The organism is Erythrobacter tepidarius (genome assembly GCF_002155695.1).
In the GTDB taxonomy this organism is placed as follows: Bacteria; Pseudomonadota; Alphaproteobacteria; order Sphingomonadales; family Sphingomonadaceae; genus Erythrobacter; species Erythrobacter tepidarius.
Map to the genome: position 1 here is coordinate 1 of NZ_MUYJ01000023.1, position 15,725 is coordinate 15,725.

The following is a 15,725-nucleotide window of genomic DNA, read 5'->3' on the forward strand; positions in this document are numbered from 1 at the left end:
AGGTCTGGCAGCCGCGCCCCGTCATGGGCGTTGGCCGCGCTGGCATCCCAGGTCCTGATCAGCCCATGCGCCCGGTCGATGCCGATGTGGTTCTTGTAGCCGAACATCGGGATGGCAAGATCGACCGGCTTGAACGCCGCAGGATCAGCACCCTCCTTCACCTTCGCCTTGGAGTATTTGACCGTCCAGCGCGCATCGCGGTCCTTCTGGCGGATCCTGGCGGGCTTCTCCTTCCAGCGCTCCGGGATCTTGCCCTCCTTTATCGCGGCCTTTTCCTCATCGCTATTGCGCTGCCTGGGCGCCGGCACCACGGTCGCATCGATGATCTGCCCGCCCATCGCCAGATAGCCGCGATCGGTCAGCACGGCATCGAAGCGCGCAAAGAGCTTGTCGATCGCCTTGGCCTTCACAAGCTGCTCACGAAACAGCCACACCGTGGTGGCATCAGGCACCTTGCCATCGAGCCCTAACCCCAGGAACCGCTGGAACGAGAGCCGGTCCTTGATCTGGAACTCTGCCGCCTCGTCCGAGAGCGAGTAGAGCGCCTGCAGCACCAGGATCTTGAACATCATCACCGGATCGAACGGCGGCCGGCCGCCTTTGCCACGATCGCTCCGCCTCAGCGCCACGATCAGCGGCCCGCGGAACACTTCAAAATCCACCACCCCCGCCAACCGCTCCAGCGGATCGCCCGCCGCGCTCAACGCCGCATACCGATCCGACAAATCAAAGAAACCCGGCTGACCAACCATCATCGCCTCCGCTCATCGCAGCGCAGAGTGAATCAGATCAGCGCATCAAAGGCGAGGGTTTTTCGAGGTGTCCAATTGGCGTAGCCGGCGTTGTCGCCGCTACTGGTCTTGCCGTTCTGGCAATCGTGCCGGAGCCGGTCGAAGCGCAAGGTGTGCGCAACCGGATCGATCGTCAGGCCAAGAATTGCCCTCCGGGCTGGTCGAGCGACAAGGACTTCTGCGTCGCCAATTCCGGCAGTTCGCCTGCAGTTTATCATGGCCCGCGCAACGGCACCTGCGCGGACGGCTACAAGAGTTGGGGGAATTACTGGTGCGTCGAGGACAAGTCTGCGCGCCGGGGTTCTGGTAGCGCTTCGGCCTCATCGGCGCCTGCAGCTGCGTCCGGGCCACCGACTTCGGCTGGCCTGCTGCTGACGAAGAGCAATCCGCGTCAACTCTGCCCTTCCGGCTATCGCACGTCTGGCGACCTCAAGCATTGCAACACCAAGTTTTCGGATGCGCCTGTGGCGCGGGCGCGGCCTGCCAGTGGGTGCGCGGAGGACGAGCTGGAGGAATTCGGCGTGTGGTGCACCGCGAGGCAGACCGGCCTGACTGCCAAGCAGATCGAAACGGTGACGATGCAGGATTTCAATATCATCTACACATTCACCAAGGAGCGCCCCGTTCCCGAACGCAGCCAGCCGACCACGCCGCTGATGCTGGCCCTCGGCGGTGCTGTGCCCGCTGCCGACAGCGGGGCATCCGGCGCTGTGCAAACGGCGAGTGCGAACACCACTGATGCCGCAAGCAAACCCGCCTGCAAGCAGAGCAAGAAGGGGCAGGCTGCCCGTGCCCTGGGCGGATTGATGGGCAAAAAGGGCGCTGCGGCGGAAGTCGCGGGTGCGGCATTGGACTGCGTCGACTGAACTCGCTTGCAAGGGAGCTGCGCCCCGAGGCACTGGCGCTGCTCCCTTGCAGTTTGGCCTCTAGGAGGTGGGAAGGATCAGCGTGGCGCGCGTGCCGTCGGCGCCCACAGTCACGCTGAAATGCCCGCCGATCTGCTTCGCTCGGCGCTCCATGTTGGTGAGCCCCCGGCCCGCTTTCCAGCTGCTCCGATCGGTGCTTCCGTCGTCTAGGATGGCGATCACCACTGCGCCATCCTCGCGAAGTCTGATCCCAATTTCGACCCGGTCTGCGCCGGAGTGGCGGACGGCATTGTTGATTGCCTCCTGCATGATGCGGTAAATCGCGAGGATCGTCCCCGGCGGCAGGATGAGATAGGCGCCGGGTAGATCATTGCGCCACACCAGTTCCATCCCCGCCGCGCGCAGCTTCGCCTCGGCCCGCTCGCGGAACTGACCGAGCGCGAAATCAAGCGTGTCTCCAACCGAATCCAGACTGTCGATCATCAGCCGAAGATCGGTGATGGCTTGTTCGACCGTCGCCTCGATTGTTTCGCGCGGGACGGCCGGGTTGCGCGCTTGCGTCAGCACCGACAGGAGATGCCCGCCCATCCCGTCGTGCATGTCCTGCATGATGCGTGCTCGTTCAGATTGCACGGCGGCTTCGGCCTCGCGTTGGCGGAGCAATTGCGCCGTGGCCTCAATCTCGGCCTGCTTGAAGCTGATCGTCTGTTCGAGGAGCAAGTTCGCATTTTCGAGCCGTATCGACAGCATCCGCCCGCGCCGGACAATCCCGAGAAGGAGCAGAATCGCGAGACCGAACAGGCCAAGCGGCGCGGTGCTGAGCGTCAGGGGATCCCGGTCAAGACTGTCGACCACGTCGGCTAGGCTGATGGTCGGAACCAGCAGCACGACCGCTGCATCGAGCGACCACTGCGCTCGGCCGATCGCCAACCCGCGCCACAGGCTGGCGATGATCGCGATGTTGGCGAACAGCACGATCGACACCTCAAGCGCCGTTCGCAAGGCGACCGGCGGCGGATCTGTCGCCATCGCGGATACTAGGATCAGCAGCGCCCAGACGGGGACGAACACGACCAGCCATCGGTCGAACCGCGGCCCGCCCGGAAACCACCGGTCGATCAGTGCCACGAGCCCAGAAAAAGTCAGCAGTAGCGCTGCCCATCCGGTAGCTATGAAGACCGGTTCCGTGGTGGGAGTGAAAATGTCGATCTGCCACAATCCTCCCAAGGCAAGCCCGGCGAAGGCCGTCGCCGCTGCAAACGCTTCGCGGCGATAGGCCGGCCCGATCGCGAGCAACAGGCAGGATCCGGTCCCGAACAGGCCGAGGACCATCACCCCGAAGGCAGGGATCATCACCTGCATACGCCATTGGCGGATGGCATTGTCGATCGTCCCTCCGGGCGCAGCGATCACCCCTGAAAGAAAGGCCTTGCAGCATTCACGGCGAACCTCGACAACCAGCACGTTGTCGCCCCGGTGCAGCATCGCCGGCGGCACCACCCATTTTGCGCCGAGCCGCCCGCCCCGCCAGGCCGGCGCATCGGATAGCGGCATAGTCTGCCCATTTACGGTGAGGCTCGCCCAGCGATTGTAACGCGGCACGAAGACCACGAGCCCGCGATCCGGCTGCAGGACACGCACCTGGGCTGCAAACCGCGCATCGGGACCTGTGCCGAGGTAATAGCGTGGGGGTCCGTCTGCCTCGCCAAGTGTGCCGTCCGGCTGCTCCAGCTTGATGTTCGTGACAGCATTGCGCGCCAGCCGCTGGTCGGCGACCGGTGGGCGCAGCAACAGGGCTATGCCCCAGAACGCCGCCTGCACGCAAAGCGCAAGGATCGCGAACCGAATGATGCCGCCGCGACCAGTGCCCGCCAACGGCTGCGGCAATCCGCCTGCGATCATCGCGTGTCCATCTTGATAAGCCCGCTCTGGATCGCCTCGAATACAGCTTCCGAGCGACTGTTGACCGCCATCTTCTGATAGATCGCCTTGACGTGGCTGACGATGGTGTGAGGCGATACCCCGAGGATCTGCGCCGCCTCCCGCTGGGTAAAGCCGCGAGCCAATGTCTCGAGCGTCTCGCGTTCGCGGCTGGTGAGGCCGAAATCCTCGACACCGGCGGACCGTGATGCCGCGGACGGCGCTGACGCCGCCTGCTCGCGAAAGGCACGCAGCAGTTGGGCCGCTGCCTTGGGACTGATCGGCACGCCGCCCTCCCGCGCCGCGCGGATCGCGCGTGCCAGTTCGGCGGGATCAGTGTCCTTGAGGATGAACCCGTCCGCCCCCACCGCGAGTGCATCATTGATCGTCTTGCGATCGCCCAGAACGGTAAAGACCAGTACCTTGGTGGACTCGTCCCGCGCCCGGATCGTCCGGATGAGCTCGAGGCCGGAACCGTCGGAAAGGCCGAGATCGACCAGCATCACATCCACGAATTGTCCCCCCGCGCCGAACGCTTCCAGCGCTGCGGCGAGGCAGTTGGCTTGTCCCGCCACCACGATGTCCCGCTCCTGCGAGAGGCAGGCAATAACGCTGGCCCGCAGCGCAGCGTCATCCTCGACAATGAAAAGGCGGCACGGCGCGGTTGAGCTGGTCGCCGGTCGGACATCGTTTTCGTCATTCATCACTGCATACCTGCCGCGTATGTCACACCTGACCGGGCCATGGAGGGCAATGGGCGCAGAGTGGAAGCCTGATCATAGCAACCCATGCCTCGCATGGCATCCCGCGAATGCGCGAGGCCCGTGACGCATGACAAGCCTATGCGGGCTGCAAGATCTTCGCCTTGCCATCTCTCACAGGAGTGTTGCCCTTGCCCGCTCGCTTAACTTCCACTCCGCCCCTTATGATTGCGGCCATTGTGGTGACAGCCCTTGGCGGCGTGCCAGCCTTGCGCGCCGACGGCAGGGTCGCCGGGGCAGAAGCGCAGACCCTCAGATCGGGAATATGGGAGGTCACGACGCAGATCGACCACCTCGACATTCCCGGACTACCGGAAGCGATGGTGCGGAAGATCGCGGCTGACCCGGCCAACGCCAAACCCCGCGCAGTGTGCATCGCCACCGATGCTGGAACGCCGCCTCCCGTGGCCGCCTTCCATGCACTGAACGGTGCGTGCACCTACGAAACCTGGCAAGCCGAGGCGGGTGTCCTGCGGGCTGTGCTTGTCTGTTCCCCACCCGATGGCGGTCCGGGCGAGGCCAGGGTCGAGCTAAGCGGAACCTATACGGGGTCTGCGTTCGAAGTAACGTCGGAGACGATCGCCCGCGATCAGACCGGGGCAACGCAGCTGCACATGCGTTCAGTCCTTTCGGGCAAGCTTACATCCCCGAAAAAGGGTTGCACGGTGCCTGAAGGATGACCTGAAAACCGGAATAACCGCTTATGTGCGAAGCCGACGGTCAACCTCGCCACGGTGAACGACCGGCCCTGGGGCGAAAGTCGCCGCATGACATTGGCGAACACAGCGGTGGCCTTCCAGCAAAAGGCGCTGGAACGGGGGGCGGACAAGCTCGACTTGCCATCGGGCCGCTCCGTTCTGGCAGACGACAGTGGCGAAGCCCAGCGAGCCGGGCAAACTGCTTCATGCGGCCCAGATTTGGCCGAGCCCCACGCCTTGAGGAGGTCGGGCAGCAAGTCAGGTCATGGCGTCTTGCCAATCTGACTGACCGGAACCAGTCTGATCTTGTCCCGGAACTCACCGGACAGTGCATCGAGCAGAAATGCCCGGTGATCCGCACCGACAACAAATACCACCCGGGCTCCCGGCGACTTTCGGTTCAACCGATCCCTGATCAGCTGCGCCGCGTTGCTGGCGATCTGCCGGTCGCGTTCTGCGTAAAACGTGACCAGGGGCGAAAAGGGGGTGTCGGCGAGCATCGCCGACAGCGCGCGGTAATAGTCCCGCGTCGCAGCATCGTAGCGCCCGTCATTGAGCGATGCCGCGGTTGCCGTGCGGATGATCTGCTGCTGGCGCTCGCGACCGGCATCGACCTGTGCCGACGAAATATCGGTCCGCCCGTCCAGCTCGCGCTGCAAGCGCCTTATCTCGCTATGGTCGCGCCAATAGCCGGCCGGGATCGCCCGGCCTTCGAGGTCATGGCCCAGCCAGTCTATCCCGAACGCTCTTGCGCCATATTCCCGCGCCAGTTCGCGCATTTCGAGCGGATAATTGGCAGCGAGATAGTCTGTGCCGCGCTGCATGTCCTCGGCACGGATCTCCACGCCCACTGCATCGGGGCGAAACGCCCGGATAATGGCGTAGAGATCCTCGTAGGAATAGCGCGGATTGCCCGCATGGGCCGAGTGCAAGGTGGCGATCACCATGACCTCGACCGGCGAGGCTCCAGCTTCGTCGGCCCGGCCACGGGCGGTCATGCAGCCGGACAGCAAGGCCAGCACGACCAGCCATTTCAGGGCGAGCAGGGATGGCCTATTCATCACCTGCTCCGATCTGTTCCATGAACAATCGCACATCGCGGGCGAAGCGGGCCGGCTCATCAACGAAGGGGAAATGGCCGGCGCGCGGGTAGGACAGGAAAGCGCCGTTCGCCACTTGTGCGGCAAGCTGCCGCTGCGGGTCTTCGGTCGTCTGATGGTCAAGCGCGCCGTCGATGAAGAGCACCGGCATGGTCAGGCGATCAGGCCGGTTGAAGCGGTATTCGAGCAGGCCCTTGCCAAACAGTGCATTGCCCATTTCGCCGGTGTTTCCGAGCCCTTGGGCATTGTCCCATTCTTCCACCTGCCGTGCTGTCGCGGGGTCGGGAAACATCGCCTCCTCAATCCACTCCTTCCGGCGGGCATCGTCATAGGCGGCAAATGGCTGGCACCCCTCGCCGCCCGCAGCTGCCACCGTCCGGGCATGGGCGGGCGGATCTTCGCGGCGCAGCCGGTCGCATAGCGCCTTCATCGTGGCGGGCATGTCCGGCACCGCGCCGGTGAGGATGAGGCCCGCCACGCGGTCAGGATGCGTGGCGGCATATTCAAGCGCCAGAATGCTGCCGAAGCTATGCCCGAGCAGGATCACGCGATCGGCCCCGAGATGATTGCGCAGCACATCAATGTCCAACAAGAGGATCGGGATGGAATAGAGATCGGGATCGGACGGACGCTGCGAACGCCCCGAACCGCGCTGGTCGTAATAGACCACGGTTGCGAATTGCTCGATCGCAGGGCCGACGGAGGCCTGGAATGTCTGGCTCCCCTGCCCCGGACCGCCATGCAGGAAAATGATGGGCGTGGCGGACGGCTCGCCTGCAATGCGGAACCATTGCGACACCGGCCCCGGCCCATTGTCGAACCGCCCCTCGCGCGGCGGCGAGGCCTCATGTGCAGCCGCTGACGACGCCGACAGCGCGGCCACCACCAGCAGAAACGGGCTCACCCAATGTTGCATTCGCACCTATTGTGGTCGATCGGGAAGTGAGACGGATCGCAGCGCAACGCCCCGCGCTCAGCGCGGACGAAGCCAGACGCGCCGCCCCGGAAAATCGGTCACGATCGTGAATTCGCGCAGCAAATCGACGCCGATGTTTGCCGAAATACAGGCGTCGGCGCTGACCTGCGCCCGGACATTGCGGAAGGTTTTGCCTGCAATCGTTAGTTCCGGGACAATGACGACCGGACGCGCCACCGCCCCGCCGATCCCGCCCCCAAGCTCGGTGGCCACCGGCGTCAGCGCAAGCTCGGAAGCGAGGCCTGCAGAAATCAGCAGGCCCGAGCCGTTGCCGAGATCGAAATCGGCCGCCTGCGTCCCGGCGGTTCCGAAACCGACCGGGATGGTCTCGATGCCGTGCGCGGCTGTCAGATCGAGCATGACACTCTCCGGCACTGCATCGCTGGCCAGCCACTCTATCCGCCCGCCTTCGATATCCACGAGCACCCGGCCGCCATCGAACAATTCGCGCCCCAGAACCATGGGAAGCGGTGCGTTCAACAGGCGCGCGCCGACGTCCGAAAGATCCATGACGGCAGCGGTCGGGATCAGCAGGTCGCGCCCGAGCGCCATAACGCTCACATCCTTGACGAGCTCGGCGCGGGTAGCCGCCGCGCCGGTGCCCCGCGCCTCCACTGTGGTGCCGCGCCCGAGACGCAGCTTCCGGGCCGTTGCGGTGTCGAAAACCGTCACCTCGGCTCCGCTGTCGACCAGGGCGCGAACAGGCTCACCGCCGACCTCGACAGACAGAAACTACCGGTCGCCCTCGACCACGAGGGGCTCGGCTTGCAGGGGAAGTGCGAGAAGCGCGGCGAAGACTGCGATGAGACCACGAGGCATGCCGCGTTCATCTCCGGTGTCTTACGCAAATCATACGCTGTCTCGACCGACGCGCAACATGGCGGGACAAACTGCGCATCGCTGGCACTGTGCCGCGCCTATCGCGGGGTAGACCCCCGAGAAAGGCCGCCGGTCTTGATCCACGCTGCGATCAGGTCGACCAGAGCGCTGCTCAGTTCCATCTTCCCTACGACGTGCTCTCCGGGGTGCAAGTCCCTCGCCGCGGAGGAAGAAATAATCCTCGCGGGGAGGACGGCGAGCGTCAGGGCGCCCGCGTCATGCCGCTTGGCAAGGAAGATCGGCGCATTGAGCGACGGTTCGGTCAGGTCATCATGCGTGCCCCACACAGCCAGCACCGGATCGGTTACCCTGGCAAAGGCGGGGGCAGGATCATGGGCAAGAAAGACTTGCATTTCCGGGCTCGCCATGCGCTCGACGAAGCCGCCGCGAACCTCGGCGATCTCCTGCGCGCTGAGGCCGACCATTGCGAACAGGCAATCCGCACCCTGCCCGATGGCGTCACGGTCGCCGGCAATCGCGGCATCGGCGATCTCGGCAAAGGTCGAGCAGATCGCGGTCAGCCTGGCCTCGTCGCTGCCCGGGAAGCGTGAGGGGTTGGCTTGCTGGTCGATCCAGACGGTGCGCCCCTGCCGCCCCGGTGCGCCCAGCAGGACGACAAAGTCGATGACGCCCTCACGCTCGCCCCAGACTTCGGTTGCGACCAACGTCCCTTCACTATGAGCGACAATGCCGATTGGCACGACGGCAAGTTCCGGGCGCGCGGCGAGCATGTCGAGAACCGCCCGGATTTGCGGGATGCGCTGCCTGAAGTGCTGGACGCGCTCGCCGGTTGACGCGCCGACTCCGGCATTGTCGACACGCACGCTGGTGATGCCCTGCGCCGCAAGACCATCGGCGAGAAGCTTGAACATCGGCGCACCGGAAATCACCTGATCGCGGGCGTGGGGTCCGGCGCCCTGCACCAGCACCACAGCCGCGCGCGGTCGATCCTCGGGGAAGGAGAGCGTGCCGGCAAGTTGCGCGCTCCCGGCCTCAACGGTCACCGCTTCATCGCGTGCAAATCCAGGGCTTGGGACCGAGAGAGCGAAGACGAAGCAAAACAAGGTGAAGATGCGCGAATACACACAGTGGCTCCTCGATGAAACTAATGTGTATTGCCGTATTAATACGGCATACTCCATGTTGCAACACGAAGATGCTGGGACGACGGGCGTAACCGTTCAGCAAGCGCCCAACCTCGGCAATGAGCATGGTCTGGCGCAATAACGAGAACGGCATGGCGTCTTCCGGCGGAAACAGACCTTCAGTGCGGTGAAGGTAAACGGCCGCGTCTGGGTCGGGACCTGCCATTGGTGAGCGGATAATCGGGGGACTGCCCTCAGCTTCTGGCACCCGAAATCCGCTATTCGGCAACCGGCCCCAAAATAGTCAAAGTTCTCTCTTTTGTTCGGGGACGGCTTCCTCGGAAATGCCAGATTTCCCGTATTTAGAGGCCGTGGCGCGCCGGGAAGGATGAAGATGAGAACTGGGCGATGACCCTCTAATCACTGATTGTCTTATAATACCGGCAGGCGAGAGGAAGACTCTACCGGCAAGACCTGCTCGATTGCCTTTTCTCAACACCTGGTCATCGCGGCCGAGGAGATTGAACCGCATGCGCTGGAATACCGGAAATCCGGTTGGGAAGAGCCTCCCGTCCGTAACCAGACCCGAGCGATCAGCTTCTTCGTCGATTGCCAAAATGTCTGCTGGCTGGAGCTTTTTCGATTTCGCCATCGGCAGCCGGCTCCACGGGTGAGATACCTGATCCACAGTGTGCATAGTATTGTCCCGTCGGACATGAAGCCGGTCAAGTGGCGGAAGTCCTCCTTCAAGGCTTTGTGGATTCCGGCGGATAGCCCGGATCCGGAAGCTGGTCATTGCCGGTTTCGGTGACTTGGCAGTGCGTGAGGTATTTTATACGCTGCCCAATGAGCGTCGGTTTCGAACGAAAGGCGAGGCAAATGCGAAGGTCGCTGGGATTGCTGCTCGGCTCGGTCCTCGGTTTCTCCTGTCTTGCGCCCACGATGGCCAGCGCGCGCGACCTGCGCCAAGTCGATCCGGGAATGAACCCGCGGCAGCTTTGCGACAACCTTTTGCAGGTCGCCTTGCGCAAGATTCGCGGTAACCAGAGCGTTGACGATCTCGGCGTGGTTCACGCCCGCATGCAGTCCGGGTTTCCGGCGGCGGCTTTCGAGGCGCCCGTTGTTATCAGAGCTCTCATCGGTGGCGGTATGGGGGCAAGTGGCCCCGCTGGATTGGAAAGTGTGGTGGCGTGGCGCGACCTGCAAGGCCAATGGCGTGCGCGCCGCGCGGAGGAAGTGAGCGGCGGAAGGGCCGAGCATCCGGAACGGCCGCTTGCGCCACTGTGGCCCGATCCTGATCCCAAACCGCAAATCGAAGGCTATCTCCCCGCCCCCGGAAATCTTCGGCTTTCCTCCGGCGAGCTGGAGGACGATCAGGCGGAATTGCTGGAAAAGGCACTTTTGCAGGAGAGCTGCATCAGGCTCGAACCGCCCGTCATGCCTCCCGAGACCCCGCTTCGCGGGGGTGGTTCGGGGCCGTGCATCCCCGACTCCGCCTGGTATCATCTCGAGGTTATCCAGAACGGCCAGACCCGCCGCTACAGCCGTTCATGCCTTATCATCGGCCCGGTCGGCCTGATCGCGCGCACCATGGACGGTTTGTCGCTTCCCTCTGCCCCCGTGGTTCGCGGCCGCGCGGATCTTTACAACGGTTCGGAAAGCGCCGGCCCTGAAAGCCTGCGCCAGTTCCTCACCGACCGGCTACCAGGGGTAGGTTACTGGGACGCAAAGGGGGAGGGCACAATTGTTGCGATCCGTCATCAACCGCCATGCGCTGCCACACTTGTCGTCACGCAAACGAACGGCGAAGCCAGAGAGGTCGTAGTCAATTGGCTCGGCGTCAAATCGTACGCATCGTGGATACCCGATGGCGTCGTCACACTGACCGGTGAGCCAGAGCCTTCGGCTTGGATCGCCCCGTCAACCACCTTGGCCTTGCAATTGCAGGGCGCGCTTTGGAACCTTCAGTTCTGCGGATCGGAGCCCTGAACCTCGACCCGCGGGTATCATCGATCCTGTCGCCCATTGGGGTGCCTGGTACTCGCTGGTCGATGCGACTGGTAGCATGGCAAAAAAAGGAACCCTTGATGCTTGAATTTGCCGCACTCGCAGCTGTTGCGCTTTCAGCCCAACCCTCGCCGGCTGGCGGGACCGGTTGGCAGCAAGCCTATCAGAGCAACCGGGCACCGATCCAGGAATGCTACGCGAAGGCTGATCAAGCGACGTGCGAGCCGATCTACAATCTTTACCTGAAGCTGCAGCAAGGCGCGCAAAGGGAAAGAGACGCGAAAGGCGAATTTTTCCTGATGGTCGAATTTGCGCAGATGGCACGCCGATGGTCCAGTAAGGAACTGGAGCGCGGCAGCGCGCAGTTGTCCGTGGCGATCGCAGGTCGCGCCTTCGACGTTCTGCAGGCATGGATGAAGCAAAAAGGCGACGGGGTGATCATGGTGCATACGAGTGGTCTCTTCACCCAGCTATCGCTCGCCTTGCTGGCGAATGGTAGCTCCGACCAGGCGAGGCAGGTGCTGACCTATATGCGCAATGTCGGCGACGAGTTCTGGAACTCGCGCCCGCAAACAGCCGCTCCGCAGCAGGTCCGCAACTTTTGCGATGCTGCCGACCGCTACCGCATGAGCGAAGCAGCCTTTGCCGAAAAGGTCGACGACAGCCGGCTGATTGCAGAGGCTTACAAGGCAGCCGCGACGTGGGCGGAGCGGTCTGCCGCGGCCTGTCCTGACAAGCCGGGCCTGCCTCCAGCAGCTTTGCACCAGGCGAGCTATCTGATGCGGTATGCTGCCGCTTTGCCGACCGATGCAACCGAGCTTCGATCCCTTTACCGTCAGGTGCGAAAACTGTCCTGCGACAACGGAGCAGCAACCTACCAGGGAAGCTGGGGTCGACTATGCGCTGAAGCAACATTGCGCGAAGTTGGCGAAACCCCCTCGGCAGGAGGCGAGCCACTTATCAGCGAAGTCGAAAAACAGCCCGACCAGCCGATCGATTGGGACACGTGGCGCGTGATCGATACAGGTCTCGAGAAAAAGCAGGAGCCTAATTGATCCGACCGCAGCCCGAGCATATACGCTCGGGCCACCACAGCGGCGTTTCTTTGGGAGGAGTTTCCTTAGAACGCGGCCGCGAGGGTGCTGGCTTGACTTTGACCAGCAACGATTTGCCGCATCGTCGGCATCTGGCGAACTGCCGCAAGGCGATAACGCTGCTCAGGAAGGCAACCGCCATGACCGTGAACATGCCGAGGTCGACCAGGCCACGCCAAGCAGTCAAGGCTGAAACGATTACCCCCACATAAGCGGCCATAGTGAGGTTGCGGGCGAGCGGTCTGGTTATGGCTTTGCGTTTACTCACCCTGACTACGCAGCCCCGCGAGCTTCCAGAACAAAGCGGCGGCAAAAACGCCGGCGATGAACAGAATCGCAGACAGCATCACAACGCCGAACGGATCCTCGTCGATGATCGGTGATGCGGTGGTCCGCGGGACAGTAAGGACGACAAAGGGCACACTTGCAATCACCCCCCCGCCTATCAGCATCGATCTGCGTCGCAGTTTTTCCAAGCGATGCAGCAAAAGATACAATGGCAACCCGAGCAGCCCGGCAGCCGGAAGGGCGAATGCTAGGGCAATTGCCCCGTACAGCATCATGCCGACGAGGAAATCTCTGATCCCGCCCCCATCAGAGACGATCTTGAGGGTGACGAACACGAATGCAAGAAGCAGGCTTCCCCCCGCGCCGCTGGCGATGGTCGCCAGAATGAGTCGGAGGGCACTGGGACGATCCCTCCGATTTGCCATAACTGACTCGTCCGCCATACATCGTCCCTTTATTACTTCCTTGGACATTTCATGGAAAACATTTGCCCAGCACGCAACAGCAGTTTTCTTGATTCACGCCATCGATTGACATGCCGATCCGCTTAAGCAACCCTGTCATTCACAGGAAAACTTCGGTAAGTTGTATATTATGTCGAAATGGAATGTGTTTTTGGCTGCGATTTCCCTGGTGTTCGCAGCAATCACCTCGCCCTCGCTGCGGGCAAGCGAGCCGGCCGCCCCGAATAGTTACCAAATCGAGGATCTGTCCCGCATCACGCTCGACGAGCTTCGACAGCGCGCTGAAAGGGCCGAGGCCGATGCGCAAGCCGAGCTCGCGTCCCGCTATCTCAATGGCGACCGCGGGGTCTCCGAAAACTCCGATGAAGCCCTGCGCTGGGCTCGACTCGCGGCGGCGCAAGGCCATCCTGCAGGACAGCTTATTCTGGGTTACTTTTACAGTAACGGTCTGGGGGTGGAGCGTGACAATCAGGAGGCTCTCCGACTATATCGTCGCTCTGCCGAGCAAGGGTTCGCCGATGCCCAGTACGTCATGGGCACCCACTTTGAGTTTGGCGGGGACGAGAAATGGACCGCTGAACAGAATGGGAAGGAAGCGGTTCACTGGTACCGATTGGCCGCAGATAAGGGCAATCCCGGGGCGCAATTCAGACTGGGTCTCCATCACTTGAATGGCTGGACAGTTGCGAAAGACAGCGTCGAGGCTGTGCGTCTGTTCCGGCTGGCAGCTGACAAAGGATTGCCTGAAGCCCAGCGGGCATTGGCGAGCCAATACTTCACGGGCACAGGCGTTGCACAGGACAAGGCCGAAGCCGTTCGTCTGCTGCGGCTCGCAGCGGATCAGGGCCTAACCGGCGCTCAGTTCGACCTAGCGAGCCTCTATTTTGACGGAAATGGCGTGGCCCGCGATCCATCGGAAGCGCTGCGATGGTTTCGTCGGGCCGCCGATCAAGACCACCCCGAGGCCATCCTGGCCGTTGCAAACGCCTATTTTGCCGGAATAGGTGTGCCGCAGGACAAGGCGGAGGCGATGCGCTGGTACGTGCGCCGTGCCGAGCGTATAGACACCCATCAATTGCTCGTCCTGGGCGACGTCTACTACAAGGGCGAGATCGTCCCACAGGACAAGGCAGAAGCGGTCCGTCTCTGGCGTCTGGCTGTCGAGAAGCGGGCTGACGGGCAAGCGGCGTTCAATCTCGGCAGAATGTACGAACAAGGCGATGGTGTGCCGCTGAACCGCGACGAGGCTTTGCGCTTTTATCGCCGGGCTGTGATTTCCGGCCACCCGGATGCACAGGCAAGGCTTAATGCGCTTGAATCGAAAACCGCAGGATCCCGTTGACCTCGCGCCTGGTTCAGCCAGCCGATTGCAAAGCCGAAATGACGCCGATCCGGCCAGCGCAGGGGCGGCAAAGTCTCTGTGGCGCCTCTGGGTGTTTAGTTCCGGAGTTTGATGGTGCGGATTTGATGTGAAGCGCTGTGGCTCTTTTGTCCAGCATTTGCAGATGTATTCATAGGGCGTGAGGCCCTTGAGGGTTCTGAGCCGCTTAGCGAAGTTGTAGGCTGCCACGAAGTTGGCGAGATGGTCGCGCAGCTGATCGTGGATTTCGTAGTAGAAGCGCTTGACGGTTGCGTCCTTGATTGTCCGGTTCATCCGCTCGACCTGGCCATTGGTCCATGGATACTTGGGCTTGGTTGTCCTGTGATGTGACCCCCAGCTTTCCCCCAGCTGGGATTAGAGCCGGGCGGTTGTTTTGCGCATCAGCGCGGTTGAAGCAATGGGCTGCGTAGCGGAGCCCGTAGGGCGTAGCGAAGCAGTCCATTGCTTATTCAGTTCGGCGGCGAACGCCGCCGGTGTTGCGTAGCCAAGGGACGAGTGCGGTCTCTCGCGGTTGTAGTCCTCGACCCAGGCAGCGATCTCGACCCGGGCATGGGCAAGGCTCATGAACAGGGTCTCGTTCAGCAGCTCGTCGCGCATGCGGCCGTTGAAGCTCTCGACGTAGCCATTCTGCATCGGCTTGCCCGGAGCGATGTAATGCCACTCCATGCCGATCTCGCCGCACCATGCGAGCACGGCATTGCTGGTAAGCTCGGTGCCATTGTCGCTGACGATCATGCCCGGCTTGCCGCGCTGGGCGATCAGCTGGGTCAGCTCGCGCACGACACGGTGCCCGGAGATCGAGGTGTCCGGCACCGCTGCCAGGCACTCTCTGGTCACATCATCGACAACGTTGAGCACGCGGAACCGCCTGCCAGAAGCTATCTGGTCATGAACAAAGTCCAGGCTCCAGCGCTGGTTCGGCAGCGCCAGCACCGGAGCAGGTGCTCTGGTGCCGACAGCACGCTTGCGGCTGCGTCGTCGCCTCACCGCCAGACCTTCCTCCTTGTAAAGCCGCTGGGTCTTCTTCCGGTTGATCGTCACGCCCTCCCGACGCAGCAGGATATGTAAACGGCGATAGCCGAACCGGCGGCGCTGGTTGGCCAGCCCACGCAGCTTCTCGCGCAGATCGGCATCATCGTCCCGTGTGGAACGGTAGCGCACGCTCTTGCGATCAGCATCGATGACACGGCACGCCCGCCGCTCGCTCATCCCATGACACGCCTGGAGATGAGCGACCGCTTCCCGCTTAGCGGCGGGCGTCACCACTTTTTTGAGAGCAAATCCTTCAGCGCCACGTTGTCCAGCATCGTGTCGGCCAGCAGCCGCTTGAGCTTCGCGTTCTCGCTCTCAAGTTCCCGCAGCCGCCGGGCCTCGGATACCTCCAGCCCGCCATACTTGGCCTTCCAGTTGTAGAT

15 protein-coding genes and 1 pseudogene are annotated in these 15,725 nt (G+C 62.8%); 6 read left to right on the forward strand and 10 right to left on the reverse strand.

Annotated features, from left to right (window positions below; translation table 11 throughout):
* Positions 1-752 (reverse strand): IS5 family transposase (locus BZF61_RS15250; RefSeq protein WP_086616887.1); only part of this gene is annotated, 752 nt, incomplete at its 3' end.
* A gap of 125 nt (positions 753-877) precedes the next feature.
* Between BZF61_RS15250 and BZF61_RS15255 the strand changes: the two genes are divergently transcribed.
* Entirely contained in the window at positions 878-1,657 is a 780-nt protein-coding gene (locus BZF61_RS15255) for a hypothetical protein (protein WP_086620158.1), read from the forward strand.
* A 60-nt stretch (positions 1,658-1,717) separates the two neighbouring features.
* Here BZF61_RS15255 and BZF61_RS15260 read toward each other — a convergent pair whose 3' ends face one another.
* Together BZF61_RS15260 and BZF61_RS15265 are read right to left on the reverse strand one after the other, a co-directional pair.
* Positions 1,718-3,559, reverse strand: a complete 1,842-nt coding sequence (locus tag BZF61_RS15260; RefSeq protein WP_143737111.1) for a sensor histidine kinase — start codon at positions 3,557-3,559, stop codon at positions 1,718-1,720.
* Positions 3,556-4,281: a response regulator gene (locus BZF61_RS15265; RefSeq protein WP_086620160.1), complete on the reverse strand. Its 726-nt coding sequence runs from the start codon at positions 4,279-4,281 to the stop codon at positions 3,556-3,558. The genes BZF61_RS15260 and BZF61_RS15265 overlap by 4 nt, the downstream gene beginning before the upstream one ends.
* Positions 4,282-4,502: 221 nt before the next feature.
* Between BZF61_RS15265 and BZF61_RS15270 the strand changes: the two genes are divergently transcribed.
* The gene (locus BZF61_RS15270) at positions 4,503-5,018 is read left to right on the forward strand and encodes a DUF3617 domain-containing protein (protein WP_086620161.1); all 516 of its coding nucleotides are present in this window, start codon (positions 4,503-4,505) and stop codon (positions 5,016-5,018) included.
* 281 nt (positions 5,019-5,299) lie between these two features.
* Here the strand turns inward: BZF61_RS15270 and BZF61_RS15275 are convergent, their stop codons facing one another.
* The 4 genes from BZF61_RS15275 to BZF61_RS15290 form a co-directional block, all read right to left on the reverse strand.
* Positions 5,300-6,058, reverse strand: coding sequence for a hypothetical protein (locus BZF61_RS15275; protein ID WP_143737113.1), 759 nt, complete (start codon positions 6,056-6,058; stop codon positions 5,300-5,302).
* 31 nt (positions 6,059-6,089) lie between these two features.
* A complete protein-coding gene (locus BZF61_RS15280) occupies positions 6,090-7,040 on the reverse strand; it encodes an alpha/beta fold hydrolase (protein ID WP_158094112.1) in 951 nt (316 codons plus the stop codon).
* A gap of 69 nt (positions 7,041-7,109) precedes the next feature.
* A complete protein-coding gene (locus tag BZF61_RS15285) occupies positions 7,110-7,841 on the reverse strand; it encodes a retropepsin-like aspartic protease (RefSeq protein WP_086620164.1) in 732 nt (243 codons plus the stop codon).
* Positions 7,842-8,029: 188 nt separating this feature from the next.
* Positions 8,030-8,995: an alpha/beta hydrolase gene (locus BZF61_RS15290; protein WP_158094113.1), complete on the reverse strand. Its 966-nt coding sequence runs from the start codon at positions 8,993-8,995 to the stop codon at positions 8,030-8,032.
* Between the two features lie 508 nt (positions 8,996-9,503).
* Here BZF61_RS15290 and BZF61_RS15690 point away from each other — a divergent pair.
* From BZF61_RS15690 to BZF61_RS15300, 3 genes are all read left to right on the forward strand, one after another.
* Entirely contained in the window at positions 9,504-9,887 is a 384-nt protein-coding gene (locus tag BZF61_RS15690; RefSeq protein WP_143737119.1) for a hypothetical protein, read from the forward strand.
* A 35-nt stretch (positions 9,888-9,922) separates the two neighbouring features.
* A complete protein-coding gene (locus BZF61_RS15295; RefSeq protein WP_086620166.1) occupies positions 9,923-11,065 on the forward strand; it encodes a hypothetical protein in 1,143 nt (380 codons plus the stop codon).
* 98 nt (positions 11,066-11,163) lie between these two features.
* Positions 11,164-12,138: a hypothetical protein gene (locus tag BZF61_RS15300; RefSeq protein WP_086620167.1), complete on the forward strand. Its 975-nt coding sequence runs from the start codon at positions 11,164-11,166 to the stop codon at positions 12,136-12,138.
* Between the two features lie 299 nt (positions 12,139-12,437).
* On the opposite strand, the gene BZF61_RS15305 is transcribed toward BZF61_RS15300, so the two are convergent.
* The gene (locus tag BZF61_RS15305; protein ID WP_086620168.1) at positions 12,438-12,908 is read right to left on the reverse strand and encodes a hypothetical protein; all 471 of its coding nucleotides are present in this window, start codon (positions 12,906-12,908) and stop codon (positions 12,438-12,440) included.
* Between the two features lie 151 nt (positions 12,909-13,059).
* Between BZF61_RS15305 and BZF61_RS15310 the strand changes: the two genes are divergently transcribed.
* Entirely contained in the window at positions 13,060-14,271 is a 1,212-nt protein-coding gene (locus BZF61_RS15310) for an SEL1-like repeat protein (RefSeq protein ID WP_086620169.1), read from the forward strand.
* 93 nt (positions 14,272-14,364) lie between these two features.
* Here the strand turns inward: BZF61_RS15310 and BZF61_RS15315 are convergent.
* Positions 14,365-14,634 (reverse strand): annotated as a pseudogene (locus BZF61_RS15315) (integrase core domain-containing protein); the annotation flags it as partial.
* Positions 14,635-14,664: 30 nt separating this feature from the next.
* A protein-coding gene (locus tag BZF61_RS15320) for an IS3 family transposase (RefSeq protein ID WP_143737066.1) occupies positions 14,665-15,725 on the reverse strand; the annotation gives its coding sequence in 2 pieces (ribosomal slippage) (positions 14,665-15,584 and positions 15,584-15,725; 1,062 coding nt annotated over the 2 pieces). This gene is flagged as partial in the annotation.